20 protein-coding genes and 5 pseudogenes are annotated in these 22,892 nt (G+C 72.0%); 6 read left to right on the forward strand and 19 right to left on the reverse strand.

Features of this window, described 5'->3' with window-relative positions; all coding sequences use genetic code 11:
• Positions 1 to 2: 2 nt before the first annotated feature.
• The 8 genes and pseudogenes from QUE47_RS01055 to QUE47_RS01090 form a co-directional block, all read right to left on the reverse strand.
• Positions 3 to 1,338, reverse strand: a pseudogene (locus QUE47_RS01055) (thymidine phosphorylase).
• A pseudogene (locus tag QUE47_RS01060) lies at positions 1,335 to 1,704 on the reverse strand (cytidine deaminase). Before QUE47_RS01060 ends, QUE47_RS01055 begins: the two co-directional pseudogenes overlap by 4 nt.
• 87 nt (positions 1,705 to 1,791) lie before the next feature.
• Positions 1,792 to 3,075: an ABC transporter permease gene (locus tag QUE47_RS01065; RefSeq protein WP_286218218.1), complete on the reverse strand. Its 1,284-nt coding sequence runs from the start codon at positions 3,073 to 3,075 to the stop codon at positions 1,792 to 1,794.
• Complete coding sequence (locus QUE47_RS01070) at positions 3,072 to 4,328, reverse strand: ABC transporter permease (RefSeq protein WP_434019714.1); 1,257 nt, start codon at positions 4,326 to 4,328, stop codon at positions 3,072 to 3,074. The genes QUE47_RS01065 and QUE47_RS01070 overlap by 4 nt, the downstream gene beginning before the upstream one ends.
• A pseudogene (locus QUE47_RS01075) lies at positions 4,325 to 5,880 on the reverse strand (ABC transporter ATP-binding protein). Before QUE47_RS01075 ends, QUE47_RS01070 begins: the two are co-directional and overlap by 4 nt.
• Before the next feature lie 142 nt (positions 5,881 to 6,022).
• The gene (locus QUE47_RS01080) at positions 6,023 to 7,123 is read right to left on the reverse strand and encodes a BMP family lipoprotein (RefSeq protein ID WP_286218219.1); all 1,101 of its coding nucleotides are present in this window, start codon (positions 7,121 to 7,123) and stop codon (positions 6,023 to 6,025) included.
• Between the two features lie 227 nt (positions 7,124 to 7,350).
• Positions 7,351 to 8,547, reverse strand: coding sequence for an amidohydrolase (locus tag QUE47_RS01085; protein WP_434019715.1), 1,197 nt, complete (start codon positions 8,545 to 8,547; stop codon positions 7,351 to 7,353).
• A 22-nt stretch (positions 8,548 to 8,569) separates the two neighbouring features.
• Positions 8,570 to 9,690: pseudogene (locus tag QUE47_RS01090) on the reverse strand (mannose-1-phosphate guanylyltransferase).
• A 254-nt stretch (positions 9,691 to 9,944) separates the two neighbouring features.
• Between QUE47_RS01090 and sdhC the strand changes: the two are divergent.
• The 4 genes from sdhC (at position 9,945) to QUE47_RS01110 (ending at position 13,404) form a co-directional block, all read left to right on the forward strand.
• A complete protein-coding gene (gene sdhC / locus QUE47_RS01095; protein ID WP_350227710.1) occupies positions 9,945 to 10,283 on the forward strand; it encodes a succinate dehydrogenase, cytochrome b556 subunit in 339 nt (112 codons plus the stop codon).
• Positions 10,283 to 10,735 carry a succinate dehydrogenase hydrophobic membrane anchor subunit gene (locus tag QUE47_RS01100; RefSeq protein ID WP_286218221.1) on the forward strand — a complete coding sequence of 151 codons (453 nt, stop codon included), beginning with the start codon at positions 10,283 to 10,285 and terminating at the stop codon, positions 10,733 to 10,735. Before sdhC ends, QUE47_RS01100 begins: the two co-directional genes overlap by 1 nt.
• Positions 10,736 to 10,804: 69 nt before the next feature.
• Positions 10,805 to 12,637, forward strand: a complete 1,833-nt coding sequence (sdhA, locus tag QUE47_RS01105; RefSeq protein WP_286218222.1) for a succinate dehydrogenase flavoprotein subunit — start codon at positions 10,805 to 10,807, stop codon at positions 12,635 to 12,637.
• The gene (locus QUE47_RS01110) at positions 12,637 to 13,404 is read left to right on the forward strand and encodes a succinate dehydrogenase iron-sulfur subunit (protein ID WP_286218223.1); all 768 of its coding nucleotides are present in this window, start codon (positions 12,637 to 12,639) and stop codon (positions 13,402 to 13,404) included. The genes sdhA and QUE47_RS01110 overlap by 1 nt, the downstream gene beginning before the upstream one ends.
• A 183-nt stretch (positions 13,405 to 13,587) precedes the next feature.
• On the opposite strand, the gene QUE47_RS01115 is transcribed toward QUE47_RS01110, so the two are convergent.
• From QUE47_RS01115 to QUE47_RS01140, 6 genes and pseudogenes are all read right to left on the reverse strand, one after another.
• Entirely contained in the window at positions 13,588 to 14,691 is a 1,104-nt protein-coding gene (locus tag QUE47_RS01115; RefSeq protein ID WP_286218224.1) for a YihY/virulence factor BrkB family protein, read from the reverse strand.
• A 13-nt stretch (positions 14,692 to 14,704) separates the two neighbouring features.
• Positions 14,705 to 15,259 (reverse strand): 2'-5' RNA ligase family protein, encoded by a 555-nt coding sequence (locus tag QUE47_RS01120; protein WP_286218225.1) that lies wholly within the window; start codon positions 15,257 to 15,259, stop codon positions 14,705 to 14,707.
• The gene (gene trpS, locus QUE47_RS01125) at positions 15,256 to 16,350 is read right to left on the reverse strand and encodes a tryptophan--tRNA ligase (protein ID WP_286218226.1); all 1,095 of its coding nucleotides are present in this window, start codon (positions 16,348 to 16,350) and stop codon (positions 15,256 to 15,258) included. The genes QUE47_RS01120 and trpS overlap by 4 nt, the downstream gene beginning before the upstream one ends.
• 124 nt (positions 16,351 to 16,474) lie before the next feature.
• Complete coding sequence (locus QUE47_RS01130) at positions 16,475 to 16,963, reverse strand: twin-arginine translocase TatA/TatE family subunit (protein ID WP_286218227.1); 489 nt, start codon at positions 16,961 to 16,963, stop codon at positions 16,475 to 16,477.
• Between the two features lie 9 nt (positions 16,964 to 16,972).
• Positions 16,973 to 17,353 carry a S1C family serine protease gene (locus tag QUE47_RS01135; RefSeq protein ID WP_350227711.1) on the reverse strand — a complete coding sequence of 127 codons (381 nt, stop codon included), beginning with the start codon at positions 17,351 to 17,353 and terminating at the stop codon, positions 16,973 to 16,975.
• Positions 17,354 to 17,495: 142 nt separating this feature from the next.
• Positions 17,496 to 17,978, reverse strand: a pseudogene (locus tag QUE47_RS01140) (S1C family serine protease); the annotation flags it as partial.
• On the opposite strand from QUE47_RS01140, the gene QUE47_RS01145 reads away from it, so the two are divergent.
• Positions 17,878 to 18,090 (forward strand): hypothetical protein, encoded by a 213-nt coding sequence (locus QUE47_RS01145; RefSeq protein WP_286219564.1) that lies wholly within the window; start codon positions 17,878 to 17,880, stop codon positions 18,088 to 18,090. The pseudogene QUE47_RS01140 and the gene QUE47_RS01145 overlap by 101 nt on opposite strands.
• A 455-nt stretch (positions 18,091 to 18,545) precedes the next feature.
• Entirely contained in the window at positions 18,546 to 19,151 is a 606-nt protein-coding gene (locus QUE47_RS01150; RefSeq protein WP_286218228.1) for an O-methyltransferase, read from the forward strand.
• Between the two features lie 176 nt (positions 19,152 to 19,327).
• Here QUE47_RS01150 and QUE47_RS01155 read toward each other — a convergent pair whose 3' ends face one another.
• From QUE47_RS01155 to QUE47_RS01175, 5 genes are all read right to left on the reverse strand, one after another.
• Positions 19,328 to 19,492, reverse strand: coding sequence for a DUF3117 domain-containing protein (locus QUE47_RS01155; protein WP_286218229.1), 165 nt, complete (start codon positions 19,490 to 19,492; stop codon positions 19,328 to 19,330).
• 243 nt (positions 19,493 to 19,735) lie between these two features.
• Positions 19,736 to 20,020 (reverse strand): hypothetical protein, encoded by a 285-nt coding sequence (locus QUE47_RS01160; protein WP_286218230.1) that lies wholly within the window; start codon positions 20,018 to 20,020, stop codon positions 19,736 to 19,738.
• Positions 19,984 to 20,970, reverse strand: coding sequence for a hypothetical protein (locus tag QUE47_RS01165; protein ID WP_286218231.1), 987 nt, complete (start codon positions 20,968 to 20,970; stop codon positions 19,984 to 19,986). Before QUE47_RS01165 ends, QUE47_RS01160 begins: the two co-directional genes overlap by 37 nt.
• Positions 20,971 to 20,977: 7 nt before the next feature.
• Positions 20,978 to 21,955 (reverse strand): dihydropteroate synthase, encoded by a 978-nt coding sequence (folP, locus tag QUE47_RS01170; RefSeq protein WP_286218232.1) that lies wholly within the window; start codon positions 21,953 to 21,955, stop codon positions 20,978 to 20,980.
• Positions 21,952 to 22,866, reverse strand: coding sequence for an LOG family protein (locus QUE47_RS01175; RefSeq protein ID WP_286218233.1), 915 nt, complete (start codon positions 22,864 to 22,866; stop codon positions 21,952 to 21,954). Before QUE47_RS01175 ends, folP begins: the two co-directional genes overlap by 4 nt.
• Between the last annotated feature and the right edge of the window lie 26 nt (positions 22,867 to 22,892).

The following is a 22,892-nucleotide window of genomic DNA, read 5'->3' on the forward strand; positions in this document are numbered from 1 at the left end:
GGTCAGGCGATCCGGTCGAGGACGACGCTACCGGTGGACGGGCCGGTCACGGCGCCACCTGCGGTGCCGGTCGACACCCCGCCGGCCACGGCGCCCGACGCGACCGTCCACGAGCCCGCGAGGATCTCGCGCGCCCGCGCGAACTTCTCCGGGGTGTCGGTGTGCAGGGTCATCAGGGGCTCACCCGCACGGACGGTCTCTCCGGGCTTGGCGTGGAGCACCACGCCCGCCCCGGCCTGCACCGGGTCCTCGCGGCGCGCCCGGCCCGCGCCGAGCCGCCAGGCCGCGACCCCGACCGCATAGGCGTCCAGGGACTCCAGGGTCCCGTCGGCGTCGGCGAGGACGACGTCGGTCTCGCGCGCCTCGGGCAGCGCGGCGTGCGGGTCGCCGTCCTGGGCGGCGATCATCCGGTTCCAGACGTCCATGGCGCGCCCGTCGCCGAGCGCCGCGCGGACGTCGTCCTCCCCTGGGGCTTCCCGGCGCCCTCGAGCATCTCCAGCGCGAGCGAGACCGTAAGGTCGACGACGTCGGCGGGCCCGCCACCGGCCAGCACCTCGACCGACTCCCGGACCTCGAGCGCGTTGCCCGCGGTGAGCCCGAGCGGCGTCGACATGTCCGTCAGGAGCGCGACCGTGCGCACCCCCGCGTCCGTCCCGAGGTCGACCATCGTGCGCGCGAGCTCGCGCGCCTGCCCGATCTCCTTCATGAAGGCGCCGGAGCCCACCTTGACGTCGAGCACCAGCGCGCCGGTGCCCTCGGCGATCTTCTTGCTCATGATCGACGACGCGATCAGCGGGATCGCCTCGACCGTCCCCGTCACGTCCCGCAGGGCGTAGAGCTTGCGGTCGGCCGGCGCCAGGCCCGAGCCGGCCTGGCAGATCACGGCGCCGACGTCGTCGAGCTGAGCCATCATCTCGTCGTTGGACAGCGCGGCCCGCCAGCCCGGGATCGACTCGAGCTTGTCCAGGGTGCCGCCGGTGTGGCCCAGCCCGCGGCCGGAGAGCTGAGGGACGGCGACCCCGAAGACGGCGACGAGCGGCGCGAGCGGGAGCGTGATCTTGTCCCCGACACCACCCGTGGAGTGCTTGTCGGACGTCGGTCGCGACAGCGCCGAGAAGTCCATGCGCTCGCCCGACGCGATCATCGCCGCGGTCCACCGCGAGATCTCCGCACGGTCCATCCCGCGGAGCAGGATCGCCATGGCCAGCGCCGACATCTGCTCCTCGGCCACCGCCCCGCGCGTGTACGCGTCGAGGACCCAGTCGATCTGGCCCGCGTCGAGGGTCCCCCGTCGCGCTTGGCGCGGATGATGTCGACGACGTCGTGGCTCTCGCTCATGCGTTCTCCTCGGTGGTCTCGGGTGCGGCGTCCAGGTCTTCGGGGCCGAAGGCGTCGGGGAGCACCTGGTCCATCGTGCGCAGCCCGCTCACCGTGTCGACGACGAGGTCGGCCCCCGTGCTCCCACAGGAGCTGTCGGCACCGGCCGCACGGCATCACGACCCGCCCGTCCCCGCCGACGCAGGTGAACGCGACGAGCCGGCCCGGCCCACCCACGACGAGCGCGCTCACGAGCGAGCACTCCGCGCAGAGCGTCACGCCGTAGGCGGCGTTCTCCACGTTGCACCCGACGACGAGCCGGCCGTCGTCCACCAGGGCGGCCGCACCGACCCGGTAGTGCGAGTAGGGCGCGTACGCCCGGGCCATCACGTCGCGCGCCGCGGCGCGCAGCGCCTCCCAGTCGACGTCCGTGGCCGACGCGTCCGGGGCGCCCGGCGTGCTCGACGTCACGCGTCAGCCCTTCTCGTAGGGTTCACCGGCCGCGGCAGGGCCGCGGACCCGCCCGACGAGCCCCGCGACGGCGAAGATCGTCACCACGTACGGGAGCATCAGCATGAACTGGTTCGGGATCGGGGTCTCGAGGACGCCGAGGACCTGCTGCAGCTTGTCCGCGAACCCGAACAGCAGCGCAGCCGTCAGCGCGCCGATCGGCGACCAGCGCCCGAGGATCATCGCGGCCAGCGCGATGTACCCCTTGCCGGCCGTCATCTCCTCGCCGAACGCTCCGACCGAGCCGATCGTGAAGAACGCGCCACCGAGGCCGGCGACCGCCGCACCGAGGAGGACGTTGCTCCAGCGGGTGCGCTCGACGCTGATGCCGACGGTGTCGGCCGCCTGCGGGTACTCGCCCACGGCACGCACGCGCAGTCCCCAGCGGGTGCGGAAGAGCGCGACGGTGATGACCGCCACCGCGATGTACAGCAGGTAGACGATCACGGTCTGCCGGAACAGGACCGGGCCGATCACGGGGATCTGCGAGAGCAGCGGGATCGGCAGGACCTCGAGCCGCGGCGGGGAGTTGAGCTGCGACGCGTTCTCCTTGAGCACCGAGCTGAACAGGAAGCTCGTGAGACCGACGGCGAACACGTTGAGCACGACACCGACGATGATCTGGTTGACGTGGTACTTCACCGTGAACAGCGCGAGCATCGACCCGATGATCAGGGCGAAGACCGGCGCCGCCACGAGACCGACGTAGGCGTTGCCGGTCACCGACGCGAGGACCGCCGCGCCGAACGCGCCCGTCAGCAGCTGGCCCTCGATCGCGATGTTCACGACCCCGGCGCGCTCGTTCAGGAGGCCGCCGAGGGCCCCGAAGGCGAGCGGCACGGCGAGCAGCAGCGAGCCCTGCATCAGGCTGACGAGCGACGTGGACTTGTCGGCCACGGCCCAGGTGAGGAACGCGAGGACCCAGAGGACCCCGAAGACCGCGACGAGCCAGACCGGGACCGTGCGACCGGCGCGGGCCATGACGAACGACCACGCGGCGAGCGCGAGCGCGAGGACGGCGAGGACGATCGCCCCGGCCTTGCTCGGGATCTCGACGGGGTCGATCGTCACGAAGTCGGTGCCGGCGGAGACCCCGAACGTGGTCGTCGAGCCGGCGGAGCCCAGGAGCCCGAAGAAGACGAGCGCGACGACTCCGAGGACGGCGAGGACGATCGGCGTCCTGAGGCTGGCCCGGGTCGTGGTGACGGCCCCCGGGACGGGAGCGGTGGAGACCTCGGTGGCGGTCATGCCGCGACCTCCTTCGTCGTCGGGGCGGGCAGTCTGAAGATCGCCCGGACGAGCGGCGGTGCAGCGATGAAGAGCACCACGAGCGACTGGATGACGAGGACGATGTCGATCGGCGTGCCGGTCGCGACCTCCATGACACGGCCACCGACGTTGAGCCCGCCGTACAGGATGCCGGCAAGGAAGATGCCCGCCGGCTTGGACCGGCCGAGCAGTGCGACGGTGATCGCGTCGAACCCGAGGCTGCCGGCGATCCCGTCGGTGAGGAACTTCTCCGTGCCGAGCAGCTGTGTCGCACCGGCGAGGCCGGCGAGCGCCCCGGAGACCACCATGACGAGCACGAACGTCGCGGTGACGCTCATGCCGGCGGTCCGCGCGGCGTGCGCGTTCGAGCCGACGGCGCGGAACCGGAACCCGATGGTCGACCGGGTCATCAGCCACCAGACGAAGATCGCGGCGAGGATCGCCACGATGAACCCCGCGTTGAGCCGGAACTGGTCGCCGAGGATCAGCGGGAGCTGGGCCGACGACGCGACGCTCGGGCTCTTCGGCTGGTTGCCGGTGGAGAAGACGCTCGTCGTCAGGGCGTACTGCAGCAGGTACAGCGCGACGTAGTTGAGCATGATCGTCACGATGACCTCGTGAGCACCGGTCCGCGCCTTCAGGAACCCGGCGATACCGGCCCAGAGCCCGCCGGCGATGATCCCGCCGAGCAGGGCGACGAGGAGGTGCACACCGACCGGCAGGTTCCAGGTGAAGCCGACGAACCCGGCGATCATGGCGCCCATGATGACCTGGCCCTGGGCACCGATGTTGAACAGGCCGGCGCGGAACCCGACGGCCACGCCGAGCGCCGCGATGATCAGCGGCGTCGCGACCGTCAGGGTCTCGGTGAACGGCCGGATCGCACCTGCGAAGGTGTCCGCCTGGTAGTTGAGGACTGCCCCGCGGAACAGCGCCGTGTAGGCGTCGGAGACCGCGCTCCACGCGGCCCCGAAGAAGTCGCTGGGCCTCGCGAAGATGTACCCCGCGGCGTCCGCGACGTCGTCGTCGACCGCGATGATGAGGATCGCGCCGATCACGAGCGCGAGGACGAACGCGAGGACCGTGACGCCGAAGTTCCCGGTGCTGATCTCCCGCAGGGTCGCTGCCGCGCGTCCCCCGGTCCCGGCGGTGTGCTCGATCGGGTCGCGTTCGCGCGTCGGTGCCGGCGCGGCGGACGACGGCGGCGGCGGGGTGGGCTTCTCGTCGCTCACTGGTCGTCTCCCGTCGTGGCTGAGGGGTGTTCGTCGGCCTTCGCGCGCGCCTCTTCCAGGGGGACGCCGGCCATCATGAGTCCGAGCACCGACCGCGGGGTGTCCCCCGGCACGATGCCGATGATGCCGCCCTCGTACATGACGGCGATGCGGTCGGCGAGCTCGCTGACCTCGTCGAGCTCGGTCGAGACGATGATCACCGGCGTGCCGTCGTCCCTCTCCTTGACGATCCGACGGTGCAGGAACTCGATCGACCCGACGTCCACGCCACGCGTGGGCTGGCTCGCGATGAACAGCTTGAGCGGGCGCGAGAGCTCGCGCGCCACGACCACCTTCTGCTGGTTGCCGCCGGAGAGCCGGCCGACCTCCTGGCCGGCGCCCTGCGTGCGGATGTCGTACTCGTCGATCCGCTCCTGCGCGTTGGCGCGGATCTTCTTCAGGTCGAGCCCGACGCCTTTGGCGAAGGGCTTCTTGTCGTACAGGTCGAGCACCAGGTTCTCCGCCACCGTGAAGTCGAGGACGAGGCCGTCGACCTTGCGGTCCTCGGGGACGAACCCCACGCCCGCGGCGAGCACCTCGTTGGGGCGCAGCCCCGCAGCTCACGGCCCTCGAGGGTCACGGACCCTGCCGCCGACGGCAGGACGCCGAGGATCGCCTCGGTGAGCTCCGTCTGACCATTGCCCTGGACCCCCGCGACGGCGAGGATCTCCCCGCGGGCCACGGCGAAGGAGACGTCGTCGACGACGGTCTGGTCCGTCGCGTCCCGGACCGTCAGGCCCTCGACGACGAAGGTCTCCTCGCCGGGCTCGGCGACGGCCTTGTCGAGACCCAGGCTGACCGCGCGCCCGACCATCAGCTCGGCGAGCTCGTTCTCGGACGCGCTCGGCTCCGCGGTGCCGACGACGGCGCCGCGCCGGATCACCGTGATCGAGTCGGCCACGGCCTTGACCTCGCGCAGCTTGTGCGTGATGAACACGATCGAGGTCCCTGCGTCCTTGAGCTGACGCATGATCTCGATGAGGTCGTCGGTCTCCTGCGGCGTGAGCACCGCCGTCGGCTCGTCCAGGATCAGGACCTTCGCCTCGCGGGCGAGCGCCTTGACGATCTCGACGCGCTGCTGGACGCCGACGGGGAGGTCCTCGACGACGGCGTCGGGGTCGAGACCGAACCCGAACCGGTCGGAGAGCTCCTTGACCCGGCGACGCGCGGTCTCGAGGTCCAGGAGGCCGCCGCCGCGCACGTCCTCGTGCCCGAGCATAACGCTCTCGGCGACGGTGAAGACCGGGACGAGCATGAAGTGCTGGTGGACCATACCGATGCCGGCAGCGAGAGCGTCGCGAGGTCCGCGGAAGGTGCGCTCCTCGCCGTCGAGGAGGATCTTGCCCTCGTCGGCCGTGTAGAGCCCGAAGAGGACGTTCATCAGCGTGCTCTTGCCCGCGCCGTTCTCACCGAGGAGCGCATGGATCTCCGCCGGTTCGATCACGAGGTCAATGCTGTCGTTCGCCACCAGAGGGCCGAACCTCTTGGTGATCCCTTGCAGTTCGAGCTTCACGCACGGTCTCCTTCCGGCGGGGCGACGCTGCGACCGCCCTGTCACGACACTAGCCCGGCACGACCGAGCCGACCCGGCGGACGCCGGGTCGGCTCGGTGTGCCTCGAGGGTCCTCGCGACCGGTCACGACCGGTCGGTCAGATCACTTGGGCGAGTTCTCCGACTCGACCGTGATGGTCCCGTCGATGATGTCCTGCTTGAGCTGCTCGACCTCGTCCTTGAGCTCCTGCGGGACGGTGTCCTCGAACTCGTGGAACGGGGCGAGACCGACACCGTCGTTCTCCAGCGTCCCGATGTACGGCGAGTTGTCGAACTCGTCGTTGACCGCACCCGTGATGACGTCCTCGACGCCCGGGCCGATCTGCTTCAGGACCGAGGTCAGGATCAGGTCGGCCGAGTCGGGGTTGGTCTCGGCGCCGTCGGAGTCGACCCAGATGACGGAGACGCCGTCGGAGTCCTTGGCCGCGGCGAGCGAGCCGAGGCCGACCGGTCCGGCGACGGGCAGGATGATGTCCGCGCCCTGGTCGATGAACGTCTGCGTGAGCTGCTGGCCCTGCGACTGGTCGTCGAAGCCACCGGCGAAGGAGCCGTTCTGGCCCTCCTTGTCCCAGCCGAGCGTCTTGACGTCGGCGCCCTTGTCCTCGTTGTACTTGGCGACGCCGTCGACGAACCCGTCCATGAACACGGTGACCGAGGGGATCTGGAGCCCGCCGTACGTGGCGACGGTCCCGGTCTCGCTCATGCCCGCGGCGAGGTAGCCCGCGAGGTAGGAGGCCTGGGCGGTGTCGAAGCTGATCGGCTTGACGTTGTCCAGCTCGAGGGCGTTGCCGTCCGCGTCCTGCGCGGTCGAGTCGACGATCCCGAACTCGACGTCCGGGTTCGCCGTGGCGGCGTCGCCGGTCGCGGTCGCGAGCAGGAACCCGACCGTGATGATCATGTTGCAGTCCTGCGCGATGAGGTTGTCGATGTTCGGCGTGAAGTCCGAGTTCGACTGCGACTCGGCGGTCGCCGTCTCGATCCCGAGGTTGTCCTCGGCCGCCGTGAGGCCGTTGAACCCGGACTCGTTGAACGACTTGTCGTCGAACCCACCGGCGTCGGAGACCATGCAGGCCTTGAAGTCCGCACCTGCGTCGGTCGAACCGTCGGCGCCCGCGTCCGTGGACTCCTCGGGCGCCGAGCCGCACGCGGCCAGCGCGAGGGCAGAGATTGCTGCGAGTGCGGTGACCTTCGTCGCTCTCTTCACGAAATGCTCCTGTCTTGTGTGACCCGACCATCGGGGGACCGCTGCTCCCGCGGGCGTCGTCGCACGGGGAGGGCGCGGCTCCGAATGGTCCGTTGCCAGGAACCCTAACGACGGTTCGGGCACCCGCAACGCGCACCGGTGACCGCCGGAGGCTTCGTTACGCAAGCGACACCGTTCGTCTCATGGAGGTGCGCGGCTCGTCCACCTGTCGGGACGGACGTCCTGCGTCAGCCGACGGCGATGCGCGCCATGAGCGCCGCGCCGTGCTCGATCGCCCGCTCGTCCACCCGCAGGTCGCCCTGGTGGATGTCGTGGCTGTGGCCGCCCGGGGTACGGGTCCCGAGGCGCGCCAGCGCGCCGCGCGCCTTCGTCAGGTACCAGGCGAAGTCCTCGCCGCCGAGCGACTGCTCGGTCAGGACGACGGACGAGGGCCCGACGACGTCCCGCGCGGCCACCTCGATCCGGCCGGTCGCCGTCTCGTCGTTGTCGACGGGCGGCACGCCCCGCTGGTGGTCGACCTCCACGGCGACGCCGTACGGGAGCACGACCTGCTCCGCGGCGTCGCGCAGGACCTGCGCGGCCTCCTCCCACGCCCGGGCGTCGAGGCACCGGAGCGTGCCCCGGAGCGTGCCCGCGCTCGGGATCGCGTTGGGCGTGCTGCCCGCCTCCACCGCACCCCAGGTCAGGTTCACCCCGGACCGCGGGTCGAGCCTGCGGCTCAGGACGGCGGGGACCTGGGTGATCACCTTGCCCATCGCGTACACGAGGTCACCCGTGAGGTGGGGTCGCGACGTGTGCCCGCCGGCCGCGGACAGCCGGATCGTCACCAGGTCGGACGCCGACGTGATGGGCCCGATCCGGGTTCCGATCTGCCCGACGTCGAGCTTCGGGTCGCAGTGGATCGCGTACACCTCCCCGACACCGTCGAGCGCCCCGGCGGCGATCGTCTCGAGGGCGCCGACCATGATCTCCTCGGCCGGCTGGAAGACGAGCCGGACGCCGCGGGGCAGCTCGCCCTCGGCGGCCAGCTCGGCGAGGACCAGCCCCGCCCCGAGGACGACGGTCGCGTGCACGTCGTGCCCGCAGGCGTGGGCCGCGCCGGGGACCGTCGACGAGAACGGGAGCTCGCAGGCGTCGTCGAGCGGGAGGGCGTCGATGTCGGCCCGCAGCGCGACGCGGTCCGTCCCGGCGGCGACCTCGCCGATGTCGCAGTAGAGCCCGGTCCCGGGCAGCAGCACGGGGTCGAGCCCGGCGGCGCGCAGCCGCTCGGCGAGGAGCGCGGTCGTGCGGACCTCGGTGGACGAGATCTCCGGGTGGGCGTGGATGTCGCGCCGGATCTCGACGAGCTCGTCGCTCAGCGTGGCCACGAGGCCCGCGATCCGAGAGCCGACGGCGGACCGCTCGGGCGCAGGTTGGTGTCTCACAGGGCGAGGGTAGCCCGCACCGTCAGAGCAGCTCGTCGAGTCCCAGGTCGTGGAGGAGTCGACCATCCGCTTGACCTGCTGCGCCCGCGCGCGCGTCGTGACGAGCAGCGCGTCGGGCGTGTCGACCACGACGACGTCGTCCAGGCCGAGCACGGCGACGACCTTGTCACCGGGGACGACGACCGAGCCGGCGCTGTCGAGGCGCACGACGGACGACTCGTCCCCGAGGACCTTGGAACCGGCGCCGTCCACCGACGGCATGAGCGCGGCGAGCGAGTTGAAGTCGCCGACGTCGTCCCAGCCGAACGTGCCCGGGACCACCGCGACGCCGCCGGCCGCCGCCACGGGCTCGGCGACGGCGTGGTCGATGGCGATGCGCTCGAGCGACGGCCAGGTCCGGGCGAGCACCTCGTCACGGTCGGGACCGTCCCACGCGGCCGCGATCGCGCGCAGGCCCTCGTGGAGTGCTGGCCGCTCGCGCTCCAGGTGCCCCAGGAGGACGGACGTGCGCGTGATGAAGATCCCGGCGTTCCAGCGGTACTCCCCCGTCGCGAGGTACTCGCGGGCCGTGCTCGCGTCGGGCTTCTCGGTGAACCCCTCGGCGTGCAGGGCGGTGGGGGCCCCGTCCAGGTCGAGCGACCGGCCGCTGCGGACGTAGCCGAACGCGGTCGACGGCCGCGACGCCGCGATCCCGATCGTCGCTACGTACCCGGCCCGCGCGGCCTCGACCCCCTCGCGCACGGCGCGCTCGAAGGCGTCGCGGCCGGAGATCACCTGGTCGGCGGCGAACGACCCGACGACGACGTCGCCGTGCCGCGCCTCGAGCACCGCGGCGGCGAGTCCGATGGCGGCCATCGAGTCGCGCGGGGAGGGCTCGGCCAGGACGTCGCCCTCGGCGAGGTCCGGGAGCTGGGCGGTCGCCGCCCGGACGTGCCGCTCCCCCGTGACGAGGACGACGCCGCCCGGCCCGACGAGCGGCGCGAGCCGGTCATAGGTCCCCTGCAGCAGGGACCGACCGCTGCCGGTGAGGTCCAGGAGAAACTTGGGCGCGGCCTTGCGGGAGAGCGGCCACAGCCGCGTCCCGGCGCCCCCGGCGGGGACCACTGCGTAGAAGTCGTCGATCGGCGCGCCCGGGGTGTCCATGCGCCGATGATATCGACGCGCGCCGACCCGCCCGGCCTCGCCCGTTCGTGTGCATTAGGTCACAATCCGACCCGCTTCGGGCGCGGATCCACCCTGCGGTGTCACGACGGCCCGTCAGGTTCACTACAGTGGTCGTCCAGAGAACGGACATCGCGGTTCCCTGTCCCGGGCCACCGCACGTCATCGGATCCCGTCACAGGAGGCCAACCGTGCCGAGTGCACCCGCTGGCACGTTGTACCGCGGCCGCGAAGGCATGTGGTCCTGGGTCGCGCACCGCGTGACCGGCGTGCTCATCTTCTTCTTCCTGCTCGTGCACGTGCTGGACACCGCGCTGGTGCGGGTCTCGCCAGAGGCGTACAACGCCGTGATCGGGACCTACCAGACACCGGTCATGGGCCTCGGCGAGCTCGGTCTCGTCGCGGCGATCGTCTTCCACGCCTTCAACGGCATCCGGATCATCGTCGTGGACTTCTGGGCCAAGGGCCCCAAGTACCAGCGCGTGATGCTCTGGGTCGTGATCGGCCTGTTCGTCGTCACCATGGCCGGGTTCGCCCCGCGTCACCTGATGAACGTCTTCGGAGGGGGTCACTGATGACCACGACACCGGACCTCGCCGCGCCCCGCGCCTCGTACGACCGCAAGAAGGTCACGCGCTCGAACTACGAGCTGTACGGCTGGATCTTCATGCGCGCCTCGGGCGTCGTGCTCCTCGTCCTCATCTTCGGGCACCTGTTCGTGAACCTGATGGTGGGCGACGGCGTGCACGCGATCGACTTCGCGTTCGTCGGCGGCAAGTGGACCAGCCCGTTCTGGCAGGTCTGGGACCTGCTCATGCTGTGGCTCGCGATGATCCACGGGACCAACGGCGTCCGCACGATCATCAACGACTACGCGGAGCGCGACGGCACCCGGCTCGTGCTGAAGCTCGCGCTGTACGCCGCGTTCACCGTGGTCGTGGTGCTCGGCACCCTCGTGATCTTCACCTTCGACCCGTGCCCGGCCGGCTCCCCCGCCGAGCTGCTGCCCTCCATCTGCTTCGACTGAGCGCGGCACCACCGCACCCAGCACGCCAAGACCCTCGCACCACCCCAACGCCAGGAGGCATCGACCCCGATGCAGACCCATCAGTACGACGTCGTGATCGTCGGTGCCGGCGGCGCCGGGATGCGCGCGGCCCTCGAGGCCTCGGGCGAGGTCCGTACAGCCGTCATCTCGAAGCTCTACCCGACGCGCTCGCACACGGGAGCGGCGCAGGGCGGCATGTGCGCCGCGCTGGCGAACGTCGAGGAGGACAACTGGGAGTGGCACACGTTCGACACGGTCAAGGGCGGCGACTACCTGGTCGACCAGGACGCGGCCGAGATCATGGCCAAGGAGGCCATCGACGCCGTGCTCGACCTCGAGCGCATGGGTCTGCCGTTCAACCGCACCCCTGAGGGCCGCATCGACCAGCGCCGCTTCGGCGGGCACACGCGCAACCACGGCGAGGCCGCCGTCCGGCGCTCGTGCTACGCGGCCGACCGCACCGGCCACATGATCCTGCAGACGCTCTATCAGAACTGCGTCAAGCAGGACGTCGAGTTCTTCAACGAGTTCTACGTCCTCGACCTCATCACCGACCACGACCTCTCCGAGGGCGACGTGCCGGACGGCGAGGAGGTCAACGCGACCGGCGTCGTCGCCTACGACCTCGCGACCGGCGAGATCCACGTGTTCCAGGCGAAGTCGATCGTGTTCGCCACGGGCGGCGCGGGCAAGATCTTCAAGACCACCTCGAACGCCCACACGCTGACGGGCGACGGCATGGCTCTGGCGCTGCGCCGCGGGTTCCCGCTGGAGGACATGGAGTTCTTCCAGTTCCACCCGACGGGCCTGGCCGGGCTCGGGATCCTGCTCTCCGAGGCCGCGCGCGGCGAGGGCGGGATCCTCCGCAACTCGGACGGCGAGCGGTTCATGGAGCGCTACGCGCCCACCATCAAGGACCTCGCGCCTCGCGACATCGTGGCGCGCTCGATGGCGAACGAGGTCCGCGAGGGTCGGGGCTGCGGCCCGAACAAGGACTACGTGCTCCTCGACCTGACGCACCTGGAGCCCGCGCACATCGACGCGAAGCTCCCGGACATCACCGAGTTCGCCCGCACGTACCTCGGCATCGAGCCGTACACCGAGCCCGTCCCGGTCTACCCGACCGCGCACTACGCGATGGGCGGCATCCCGACCAACGTCGACGCGGAGGTGCTGCGCGACTCGCACAACGTCGTCAAGGGCCTGTACGCCGCCGGCGAGGTCGCCTGCGTCTCCGTCCACGGTTCGAACCGCCTCGGGACCAACTCGCTGCTCGACATCAACGTCTTCGGCAAGCGCGCCGGGCGCACGGCCGCCGCGTACGCGAAGACCGCCACGTTCCGCGACCTGCCCGAGGACGCGGCCGCGCGCACCGTCGCGCAGCTCGACGAGATGCGTGACCGGCCCGACGGCGCACGCGTCGCCGAGGTGCGGCGCGAGCTGCAGGAGACGATGGACGCGAACGCCCAGGTGTTCCGCACCGGGGAGTCGCTCGCGCAGGCGCTCGACGACATCCGCGGGCTGCAGGAGCGGTTCAAGACCGTCTCGGTGCAGGACAAGGGCAAGATGTTCAACACGGACCTCCTCGAGGCGCTCGAGCTCGGGTTCCTGCTCGACATCGCCGAGGTCACCGTCGTCGCCGCGATCAACCGCAAGGAGTCCCGCGGGGGCCACTACCGCGAGGACTTCCCGGACCGCGACGACACCAACTACATGCTGCACACCATGACGTACCGGCGCCCCACGGACGCCCCGGACGCCGTGGACGGGACGGTCGGGGAGTATTTCGACCACGTGGAGTCGTTCGACGGCTACAAGGTCGTCCTCGGCTCGAAGCCCGTGATCCAGACCCGCTACGAGCCGATGGAGCGGAAGTACTGATGACTGCCACCCTGGACGGTGCCGCGAGCACCGAGACGGCGACGGCCGGCGAGATCCCGACGTTCGACGTGACGCTGCGCATCCGCCGCTACTCCCCCGAGAACGGCCCCGAGGCGACCTGGGAGGAGTTCACCGTCACGGCGCACGGCACCGACCGTGTGCTCGACGCGCTCCACAAGGTCAAGTGGGAGGAGGACGGCTCGCTGACGTTCCGGCGGTCCTGCGCCCACGGTGTGTGCGGCTCGGACGCGATGCGGATCAACGGCCGCAACCGCCTCGCCTGCAAGACGCTCCTGAAGGACGTCAACCCCGACAAGGTCATCACGGTCGAGCCCATCAAGGGCCTGCCCGTGCTCAAGGACCTCGTCGTCGACATGGAGCCGTTCTTCGCCTCCTACCGCGAGATCATGCCGTTCCTCATCACGAACGGGAACCAGCCGTCCAAGGAGCGCATCCAGTCGTCCGAGCAGCGCGAGCGCTTCGACGACACGACGAAGTGCATCCTCTGCGCCGCCTGCACGAGCTCGTGCCCCGTGTTCTGGACCGACGGCCAGTACTTCGGCCCCGCGGCCATCGTCAACGCGCACCGGTTCATCTTCGACTCGCGCGACGACGGCGCCACGCAGCGCCTCGAGATCCTCAACGACAAGGAGGGCGTGTGGCGCTGCCGCACGACCTTCAACTGCACCGAGGCATGCCCGCGCGGCATCGAGGTCACGAAGGCGATCCAGGAGGTCAAGCGCGCGATGATCACGCGCGCCTTCTGAGGCACGACCCAGCACGACGACGACGCCGCATCCCTCCGGGGGTACGGCGTCGTTCGTGTCCCAGGGACGGGTCGGACGACGCCCCCGGGCCGGGCGCGGTCCTCGCCCCGGTCCTGTGGGCCGGCCGGCGGGTCGTGTGCGCCGGTTCGGCGGGACCTCGTCCTGTGGCCTGTTCGGCGGGTCCTAGTCCTCGGGGCGAGTCTCCGGGCGCAGCGCCTCGCCGCGCTCGACGAGCCGCCGCGGACGCGGTCGCACGCCGCGCCGGATGCCGCGCACCACGGGGCTCCAGAGGTAGCCGGTGCCCGGGCCCTCCCGGACCGCACGCTCGCGCTCGGCGCGCTCCTCGGGGGTCTCCACCGGGTCGGGGTGCGGCTCGACGAACGGCGGGTCGGCCATCCAGGCCGACACCATGAGCAGCACCCGCGAGATGAAGTTCACGAGCAGCAGCAGGGTCACGACGACGACGAACGAACCGAGCAGCGGGCTCGCGGTCGCGCTGCCGACGACGAGACTCGTCCCCGCGTACCGCAGCACCGCGAACGCCACGCCGCAGATCAGGGCACCGATCCAGAGGTCCCGCCGGGACGGACGCGCCCCGGCGACGACGACGACGATGCCGGCGACGACCGTCGTGTCGATGAGGAGGCTGACGGCGAGCCCGGCGACCGTCAGCAGCCAGTCGTGGCCCGTGCCCACGCCGACGAGGTCGAGGAACCACGTGCCGAGGCTCGAGACCACGATGCTGACGCCCGACGAGAGCACCACGCCGACGGCGAGGCCGAGGAACCCGACGAGCGCCCAGACCTTGCCGAGGACGAAGTTCTGGCCGATCTCGGAGAGCCCGAACATCGCCCGGACCCCGCGGCGCAGGAAGGTCATGAAGCTGATCGCCGTCCACAGCAGCACCAGCGCGGGGATGATCGCGCTCCAGCTGAAGCCCTGGGCCACCAGGAGCTGGGACGGCTCCAGCAGGCCGTCCGGCTCCTCGGCGGTCTGGATGAGCCCCGGCACGAACGAGTTGATCTCGTTCAGGACCGTGGTCTGCAGCTCGGTGTTCGACCCGAGGACGTTCGCGAAGATCGTGTAGCCGATCGCGAGGGCCGCGAAGACCGAGAACAGCGCGGAGAACGCGATCCCGCCGCACAGCAGGGTCCCCCGCTCGCCGCCGTAGTGCTGCATCGCGCGCCCCGGGCGGCTGTGCTTCCACCAGTCCGCGACCTTCTTGCCGCGGTCGACGAGCGTCGCGACCGTGGAGGTCTCGGTCGTGCTGCTCGGTGCGTCTGCCATGGTCAGACCCTAGTCAGCGGACGTCACCCTCGCCCGCGAGCGAGAATGCGTGGACGGGGCGCCACACCTCGTCGTCGCCGTGCTCGTAGAGGTGGACGGAGTCCACCGCGAAGCTCGCGTCGAAGCCGGCCATCTCCTCGAAGGCGCGGTCCAGCGCCGCGTCCCCGACCTCGTGGGCGACGGTCACGTGGGGGTGGTAGTTGAACCGCAGGGGCTGCGCCAGCAGGTCGCTGCGCACCGCTCCCTCGAGCCGCTCGCACTCGGCGATGCCCTCGACGACCTGGACGAACACGACCGGGGAGACCGGCCGGAACGTCGCCGTCCCGCGCAGGTGGAGGCGGAAGGCGGGGTTCTGCGCGCACACGGCGCGGAGGTGCTCGTGGAGCCGGTCGATCGCGTCCTCGTCCACCACGGTCGGGCCGAGCAGGGTCACGTGGGGCGGGATCGCGTCGGCGAGCGGGTCACCGAAGCGCGCCCGCGCCGCCTGGAGCTGCGTCGACCACGGCTCGGGGACGTCGATCGCGACGCCGACCCTGAGCTGACCGTCGGCGCGCTCCGGGAGGTTCACCGTGCTGCGCCGCTCGGCACGTCGATCGAGGCGTCCCGGCTCGATCCCGAGGGCAGGAGGCCGACCCGGTCGAAGACCCGGTCGACCGTGCCCTGGGCGAGCTCGCGGGCACGCTCGCCCCCGCGCAGCAGCACCCGGTCGAGCTCGGCGGGGTCGTCGAGGTAGGTGCGCGCCCGTTCCTGGAACGGCTCGAGGAACGCGACGACGACCTCGGCGAGGTCGACCTTGAGGTGGCCGTAGCCTCGCCCGTCGTAGTCGCGGGCGATCGCGTCGACGTCCCGGCCGGTGAGCGCGGAGAAGATGGACAGCAGGTTCGATACCCCGGGCTTGGCCTCGCGGTCGAAGCGCACGTCGGTCCCGGAGTCGGTCGCCGCCGAGCGGATCTTCTTCGCGGCGACCTTCGGGTCGTCCAGCAGCCCGATGAGCCCCTTCGGGCTCGCCGCGGACTTGCTCATCTTGGACGTCGGTTCCTGCAGGTCGTAGATCTTCGCGACCGACTTGACGATGTGCGGGTCCGGGACGACCGCGGTCCCAGCACCGAACCGGGCGTTGAGCCGCTCGGCGAGGTTGCGGGTCAGCTCGAGGTGCTGGCGCTGGTCCTCGCCGACGGGGACGAGCGCGGTGTCGTACAGCAGGATGTCGGCTGCCATGAGCATCGGGTAGGTGAAGAGGCCGACCGAGGTGCCGTCCGTCCCGTGGCGCGCGGACTTGTCCTTGAACTGCGTCATCCGTGACGCCTCGCCGAAGCCGGTCTGGCACTCGAGGATCCAGGCGAGCTGGGTGTGCTGCGGCACGTGCGACTGGCAGAACAGCGTGGACCGCTCCGGGTCGACCCCGCCCGCGAGGTACTGGGCGGCGGTGAGCCGCGACCGCCGACGCAGGAGCGCGGGGTCGGGGTTGACGGTCAGCGCGTGGAGGTCGACGACGCAGTACAGCGCGTCGTGGTCGTCCTGGAGGGCCACCCACTGCGTGAGGGCGCCGATGTAGTTGCCGAGGTGGAGTGTGTCGTCCGTCGGCTGCATGCCGGACAGGATGCGGGGGCGGCCGCCGGCCTGTCGGAGGAAGGCGTCGTCGGCGTGCTGATCGGGCATGGCGGCCATTGTGCCAGGTCGTGCGAGCACTCGAGGACGGTCCGCGGTAGGGGCCTCGGGGTCGGACGCCGTCCCCCGCGACCGAGCGGACCGTACGGACCGCACGGTCCGGCCGGGCGACCGCTCAGGTCGCCTCGTCGTCGAACGGCGCCACGACCGTCCCAGGTGTCGGTTCACCGGCGGCCCCGGTCGGGCCGGTCGGCCCGGCAGGCCGGGCGGTCGCACCGGCAGGCCGGGCGCCGGAGGCACCCGCCGCCGTGCTCGTTCCAGCGGCCGCACCGGCCGCACCCGCCGCCGTGCTCGTTCCAGCGGCCGCAACCCTCCCGCGGGCACCGGCCGCGCCGGTGGCGGCAGGTTCGCCCGGGTCGAGCAGCGCGTCCCGCACGATGCGGCGCGGGTCGTACTGGCGCGGGTCCAGGGCCGCCCAGTCGACGTCCTTGACCTCGTCGCCGAGCTCCTCGTCGACCCGTGATCGGGCCGAGTCGAACCACTTCTTGGCGCTGCGGACGAGCCTGCCGAGCTGTTCCGCGTACCCGGGGAGCCGCTCGGGCCCGATGAGCAGGACCGCGAGCACCAGGATGATGAGCAGCTCGCCCCCGTTGATGCCTACCACGGCGTCACACTACTCACTGGTCGCCTCGTCGAGGACCACCTCGACGTCGCGCTCCTGCGACGCGTCGCCGCCCGGCCGGACGGTCAGCTCGACGGTGTCCCCCGGTGCCATCGCCCTGATCGCGACCACGAGCTCGTCGGTCTGCGTGACAGGTCGCCCGTCGATGGCGAGGATCACGTCGCCGGGCTCGATCCCGGCGTCCGCGGCCGGGCCGTCCGGGACGACTGCGGACTGGCCGTCGGCAGACTCCTCGAGGACCTGGACCCCTTCGCCGGTGTAGCGCTCGTCCAGCAGGACCCCGATGACGGGATAGGTCGCGAAGCCCTGCTCGATGAGCTGTTCGGTGGTCCGGCGGGCCTGGTTGGACGGGATCGCGAAGCCGAGGCCGATGCTCCCCGTCGCCTGTGCGGCGCCGGGGGCTGGGCGATCGCGGAGTTGATCCCCACGACCTCGCCGTCCATGTCGACCAGCGGCCCCCGGAGTTGCCCGGGTTGATCGCCGCGTCGGTCTGGATGGCGTTGATGAACGCCGTGCCGCTCTGGTCGCCCGCGGTGACCGGGCGGTTCAGAGCGCTGACGATCCCCGTGGTCACCGTCCCGTCCAGACCGAGCGGGGCCCCGACGGCCACGACCGCATCGCCCACCACGGCGGCGTCGGAGTCCGCGAGGACGAGCGGCGCGAGGCCTTCCGCGTCGATCTTGACGACGGCGAGGTCGTAGTCCGAGGTACGGCCCACGAGGGTCGCGTCCTGGCGGCTGCCGTCGGCGAGGAGCACCCGGATCGCGTCGTCGCCCGCCGCGCCGGCCACCACGTGGTCGTTCGTCAGGACGTACCCGTCCTCCCGGACGATCACCCCGGAGCCGGTGGCGACGCCCTGGTCGCCCTCGACCTGCAGGGACACCACGCTCGGCGTGATGCGGGCCGCGATCGCAGCGACGCCGTCCGTGCCCGAACCCGTGTCCGACGCGCTGCCGGTCGACGCCTGCGGCAGGTCGGCGTCCACGGGCCGGTACACGCCCACCCCGTCGGCGATCCGCTCCGCCGCGACACCGCCCAGGGCGCCGGCGACCAGCGCGATCACGGCGACCCCCGCACTCATCCACGGTCCCGTCCGGCGCGCGCGCTGACGCGGCCACCCCGTGTCCGGCACGCCGGGCGCCACGGGGATGCCGGTGCCGAACGGCGTCTGCTGCCCGTACTCCCCCACGCCCCCGGGTTCTGGTGCGACCCACCCGCGGTCGACCACGAGTGCTGGGCGTGGTCAGCAGGCGCGGCGGGCCCGGCGCTCGGCTCCGGCCGAGGCGGTTCACCGGTGGACACCCTCGACGGGGGTGTCGACGTCGCGGGGCCGCCCGGCGCGTGCCACGGCTGCTCGGGCACGCCCTCGGCGTCCCGGGCACGGTCCTGTACCTCTTCGCCTCGCTCGTCAGCCACGCTGCAACGATACGGTGCGGCAGCCGGGTCGCGGGCGACGCGACCGGTAGCATCGACCGCACCGCGGCGTCCGACCGGATGCCGCCCCCGGACCACGGAGGCTCTGATCAACGACGCCGGCAGCGCGAGCGCACAGGTCTCGTCCTGGATGTACTGCGAGGACTTCGTCCCGGAGGACGAGGTCCTGCTCCGTGCCCGCGGCCGAGCAGCCGAGCTCGGGTGCGCGAGCATCTCCGCCGGCACCGGAGCGGCGCTGAGCGCCGTCGCCGCCGCCCTGCGCGCCCGCGCCGTCGTCGAGGTCGGCACCGGCACCGGGGTCGGCTCGCTGTGGCTCCTGCGCGGGATGCCCACGGACGGCGTGCTCACCACCATCGATATCGAGGTCGAGCACCAGCGGGCGGCCAAGACCGCGTTCGCCGAGGCCGGGATCCGTTCGACGCGGACCCGCACCATCCCCGGTCGCGCCTCCGAGGTGCTGCCGCGCCTGACCGACGGCGCCTACGACCTGGTCCTCGTCGCGGCCGACAAGCCTCGGTACGCCGACCACGCCGAGCAGGCGCTCCGGCTGCTGCGTCCCGGCGGCGTGCTCGCGATCGACGGTGCGCTGGCCCGAGGTCGGGTCGCCGACCCTGCCGTGCGTGACGAGACCACGACGATCGTGCGGCACGTCGGGCGGCAGCTGCGCGACGACGAGCGGGTCGTCCCGGCGATGCTGCCGGTGGGCGACGGCCTGCTGCTGGCCGTGCGCCGCTGATCGCTCCGCACGAGCACCCACCCGAGCGCTGCCCGCTGCCCGCGCGGCGCTGCCCCGCGTAGTGCCCGCCTCTCGGTGGGCAGACGCACGAACAGCGGGGCGCGGCGCCGGGTCCGAGCCCGATCGTCCTCCGCCCCGCTGTGCTCCTGCGCGTTCTCGCTCGTGCGTCCGCTGGGTCAGCCGACGCCCTTGAGCGCCTCGCTGAGCTCGCTGGCCTCGGTCGCGTTGAGCTCGACCACCAGCCGGCCACCGCCCTCCAGGGGCACACGCATGACGATCCCGCGACCCTCCTTGGTCACCTCGAGCGGCCCGTCGCCCGTGCGTGGCTTCATCGCAGCCATGGGTGGCACTCCATTCATGTTCTGGTGCCGGCGACCCGCCGGCACGTGTCCGGCGGCAACCGCCGGAGCGGCACGATTCTCGTGGACCTCGCTCCGCGGAGGTCCAGGTCACAGTCTAGTTCACCGGCGGCGTGCCACGGACCCGACCTGCCGAGCGGCTACTGTGCCCGACCACCACCCGGCCACCGCCCTGCCACCGTGCCCGACCACCGTGCCCGACCACCGTTCGGCCGTGGACGGCCGTCACGGCGGCCACCCGGTCGGTGGCACGAGCTGCCAGAACGTCCAGACCCACCAGACCTGCCCGCCGACCCCGGCGACGAGGACGGCGGCGAGCCAGAGCCTCGACCTCGTCCAGCCGACGAGGGCCGCCGCGAGCGGGAACGCCAGGAGCAGGAAGCGCACCAGGCTCGACCCGGGAGGGATCACGGCGACGAGGTACGCCAGGTACGCGCCGGTCCATGCCTGCATCTCCGGTCCGAGCCGGCGCATCACGGGGCTGAGCACGACGGCCACGAACGCGAGCACGACGGCCAGCGCCAGCCAGGGCCCGACGTCGCCCCACAGCCAGCGAGGGATGTCGATCCACGGCTGGAACGGCACGATCCCGTCGCCGGCACGCCAGGCGGACTGCGTGCTGAAGTAGGCGTCGGGCTCCCCGTCCGCCACGACGCGACGAGCTGCCACAGCACCCCGGAGAGCACCGTGGCGCACAGCAGGACGGTGATCCGCAGCGGGTCGACCCACCAGCCGTCCCGTCGCTCGCCGCGCGTCGACCACCACTCCCGCGCCCGCATCGCCCCGTGCCAGACGACGACGCACGCCATCGGCAGCGCCACACCCCGCGAGAGCCCGAGCAGGAGCACCGACGCGGCGGCCCACTCGTACTGCCTGCGGACGATCAGGTAGAGCGTGACGGCGACCAGCAGGAGCGCGAGGCCCTCCGTGTACGCGGTCTGCAGCACCGGAGACGACGGGAACAGCGACACCACGGCGACGGTCGCGAGCGGGAGCCCTGGCCGCCGGGCGACCGCGCGGTCGGCCGTGCTCACCAAGCGGTGGACCACCAGCATCGCCGCCGCCCCGAGGAGCAGCGAGAGGGTCGGCGCCAGGACCTCCCAGCCGAGCCCGGTGAGCGCGGTCCCCGCGCGCACCAGCATCGGGTACAGCGGGTAGAACGCCCACGGGTTCTGCTGGACGGTCCCGTCGTCGCCGCGCGGGAGAGTCTCGGGGTACCCGTCCTCGCTGATGGTGCGGTACCAGGACGAGTCCCACATCAGGCCCGTCCAGTCGCTGTAGGACGGCGAGGCCGGGGTCCAGAGGTTCTCGACCTGGTGCGCGGCGACGGTCATGAGCACCACCGCGCTCACCGCCCGCGCAGCGCCGTACACCGCGAGGACCTGCACCCACCAGGGCCAGCCGCGCGGGTCGACCAGGCGCCGGCCGAGGGCGCGGTGAGACGTCGTCCGGCTGCTCACGGGTGCCTCACCACAGGCCCCGGACGGCGCGCGCCGGCGGCAGGTCCCCGCGCAGCACAGCGACCATCTCGAGCACCCGCACGGTCTGTGCGACGTCGTGGGCGCGGAACACCCGCGCGCCGAGCCAGGCCGCGACGGCCGTGGCGGCGAGCGTCCCCTCCAGCCTCTCGTCGGCGGGCAGGTCCAACGACTCACCGATGAAGTCCTTGCGGGACAGCGCCATCAGCAGCGGGTACCCCAGGCCTGCGAGCGCACCGGTCCTGCGGAGCAGGTGGAGCGAGTGCCAGGTGTTCTTGCCGAAGTCGTGGGTCGGGTCCACCAGGACCGACCGTGCCGGGACCCCGCACGCGACGGCGCGGCGCGCCGCGGCGGTCAGGTGCGCGACGGCGTCGAGCACGACGCCGTCGCGCGGGTCGGCCGGCGGGTCCCCGGTCTCCGGCGCCCGGTACTCGACCCGTACGGGGTCGGTACGTGGCCGCGCACCGCCCGTGTGGGAGCACACGACCCCGATGCCGTGCCGGCCGGCGACCTCGACGAGCCGGGGGTCGTGCCCGGCCCAGGTGTCGTTGATCAGGTCGGCGCCGGCGTCCGCCGCGGCGTCGGCCACCTCGGCGCGCCACGTGTCGACGCTGACCAGCAGGTCGGGGTGCTCGGCCCGGATGCGCCGCACGATGGGCACGACGCGGCGGACCTCCTCGGTCGCCGAGACCTCGGGCCCGACGCCCGCCCGGACGCCGCCCACGTCGACGATGGTCGCGCCGTGCAGGTCGGCCCGCTCGACCGCTGCCATGGCGGCACGGTCGTCGAGGGTCCGCGCCCCCGCGTAGAACGAGTCGTCGGTGCGGTTGACGATCGCCATGACCACGGGGCCGGGCCCGAGGTCGCGCCCGCGCAGCACCAGGGGCGCGGACGCCGGCGGGACGGATGCGGTCGACGTCGGTCCGTCGGCCGGTGCCCCGTCGTGCGCGTCGTTCTGACCGGTCACGCCTCGGAGGTCCCGGTCGCCGGCGCAGCGCCCGACGGTGCGTCCGACGGTGCACCCGACGCAGAGTCCGACGACGGCCCGTGCTCCCGCACGTCTTCGGCCGCCTCCGCCTCCGCAGCCGCCTCGGCTGCTTCCCGCACGGCGGCGGCCTCCTCGGCGGCGAGCTCCGCACCGCGGTCGCAGACGTACTGCACGGCATCGTCCGGGTCGTCGAAGACCCGGACGAGCTCCAGGTCGTGCTCCGAGATCATGCCCCGGGGCAGGACGACGTCCCGCGCCCAGTCGAGCAGGCCCTGCCAGAAGTCGCTCCCGACGAGGGCCACCGGGAACTCGGTGACCTTGTGCGTCTGGACGAGCGTGAGCGCCTCGAACAGCTCGTCGAACGTGCCGAATCCGCCGGGGAGCACGACGAAGCCCTGGGAGTACTTCACGAACATCATCTTGCGCGTGAAGAAGTAGCGGAAGCTGATCCCGAGGTTGACGTGCTCGTTGACGCCCTGCTCGAACGGGAGCTCGATCCCGAGGCCGACCGACGTCCCCCCGGCCTCGGACGCGCCCTTGTTCGCGGCCTCCATGATCCCCGGACCACCGCCGGTGATGACGGAGTAGCCCTCCTCGACCAGACGTCGTCCGACCGTCTCGGCGAGCGCGAAGTCGGGGTGGTCGGGCTTGGTCCGGGCGGACCCGAAGACGGAGACCGCGGGTCCGAGCTCGGCGAGCGCGCCGAAGCCCTCGACGAACTCGCTCTGGATGCGCAGGACCCGCCACGGGTCGCTGTGGACCCAGTCGGCGTCCTCCTTCGTGTCGAGGAGGCGCGCGTCCGTGGTCTGGCGCGGGATCTGGGTGCCGCGCAGCAGCACGGGCCCCTTGCGGTAGCCGGAGCCCGACTGAGGAAGGCCTTCGTCGCTCATGCGCACGAGCCTACGGCCGGCCGGGA

Source organism: Paraoerskovia sediminicola, assembly GCF_030296575.1.
Taxonomy (GTDB): domain Bacteria; phylum Actinomycetota; class Actinomycetes; order Actinomycetales; family Cellulomonadaceae; genus Paraoerskovia; species Paraoerskovia sediminicola.

Coding starts and splice junctions, on each gene's coding strand:
- QUE47_RS01065 (WP_286218218.1), bottom strand. CDS start 3,075: ATGACCGCCACCGAGGTCTCCACCGCTCCCGTCCCGGGGGCCGTCACC.
- sdhC (WP_350227710.1), top strand. CDS start 9,945: ATGTGGTCCTGGGTCGCGCACCGCGTGACCGGCGTGCTCATCTTCTTC.
- QUE47_RS01100 (WP_286218221.1), top strand. CDS start 10,283: ATGACCACGACACCGGACCTCGCCGCGCCCCGCGCCTCGTACGACCGC.
- sdhA (WP_286218222.1), top strand. CDS start 10,805: ATGCAGACCCATCAGTACGACGTCGTGATCGTCGGTGCCGGCGGCGCC.
- QUE47_RS01110 (WP_286218223.1), top strand. CDS start 12,637: ATGACTGCCACCCTGGACGGTGCCGCGAGCACCGAGACGGCGACGGCC.
- QUE47_RS01115 (WP_286218224.1), bottom strand. CDS start 14,691: ATGGCAGACGCACCGAGCAGCACGACCGAGACCTCCACGGTCGCGACG.
- trpS (WP_286218226.1), bottom strand. CDS start 16,350: ATGCCCGATCAGCACGCCGACGACGCCTTCCTCCGACAGGCCGGCGGC.
- QUE47_RS01145 (WP_286219564.1), top strand. CDS start 17,878: ATGCGGGCCGCGATCGCAGCGACGCCGTCCGTGCCCGAACCCGTGTCC.
- QUE47_RS01150 (WP_286218228.1), top strand. CDS start 18,546: ATGTACTGCGAGGACTTCGTCCCGGAGGACGAGGTCCTGCTCCGTGCC.
- QUE47_RS01155 (WP_286218229.1), bottom strand. CDS start 19,492: ATGGCTGCGATGAAGCCACGCACGGGCGACGGGCCGCTCGAGGTGACC.
- QUE47_RS01175 (WP_286218233.1), bottom strand. CDS start 22,866: ATGAGCGACGAAGGCCTTCCTCAGTCGGGCTCCGGCTACCGCAAGGGG.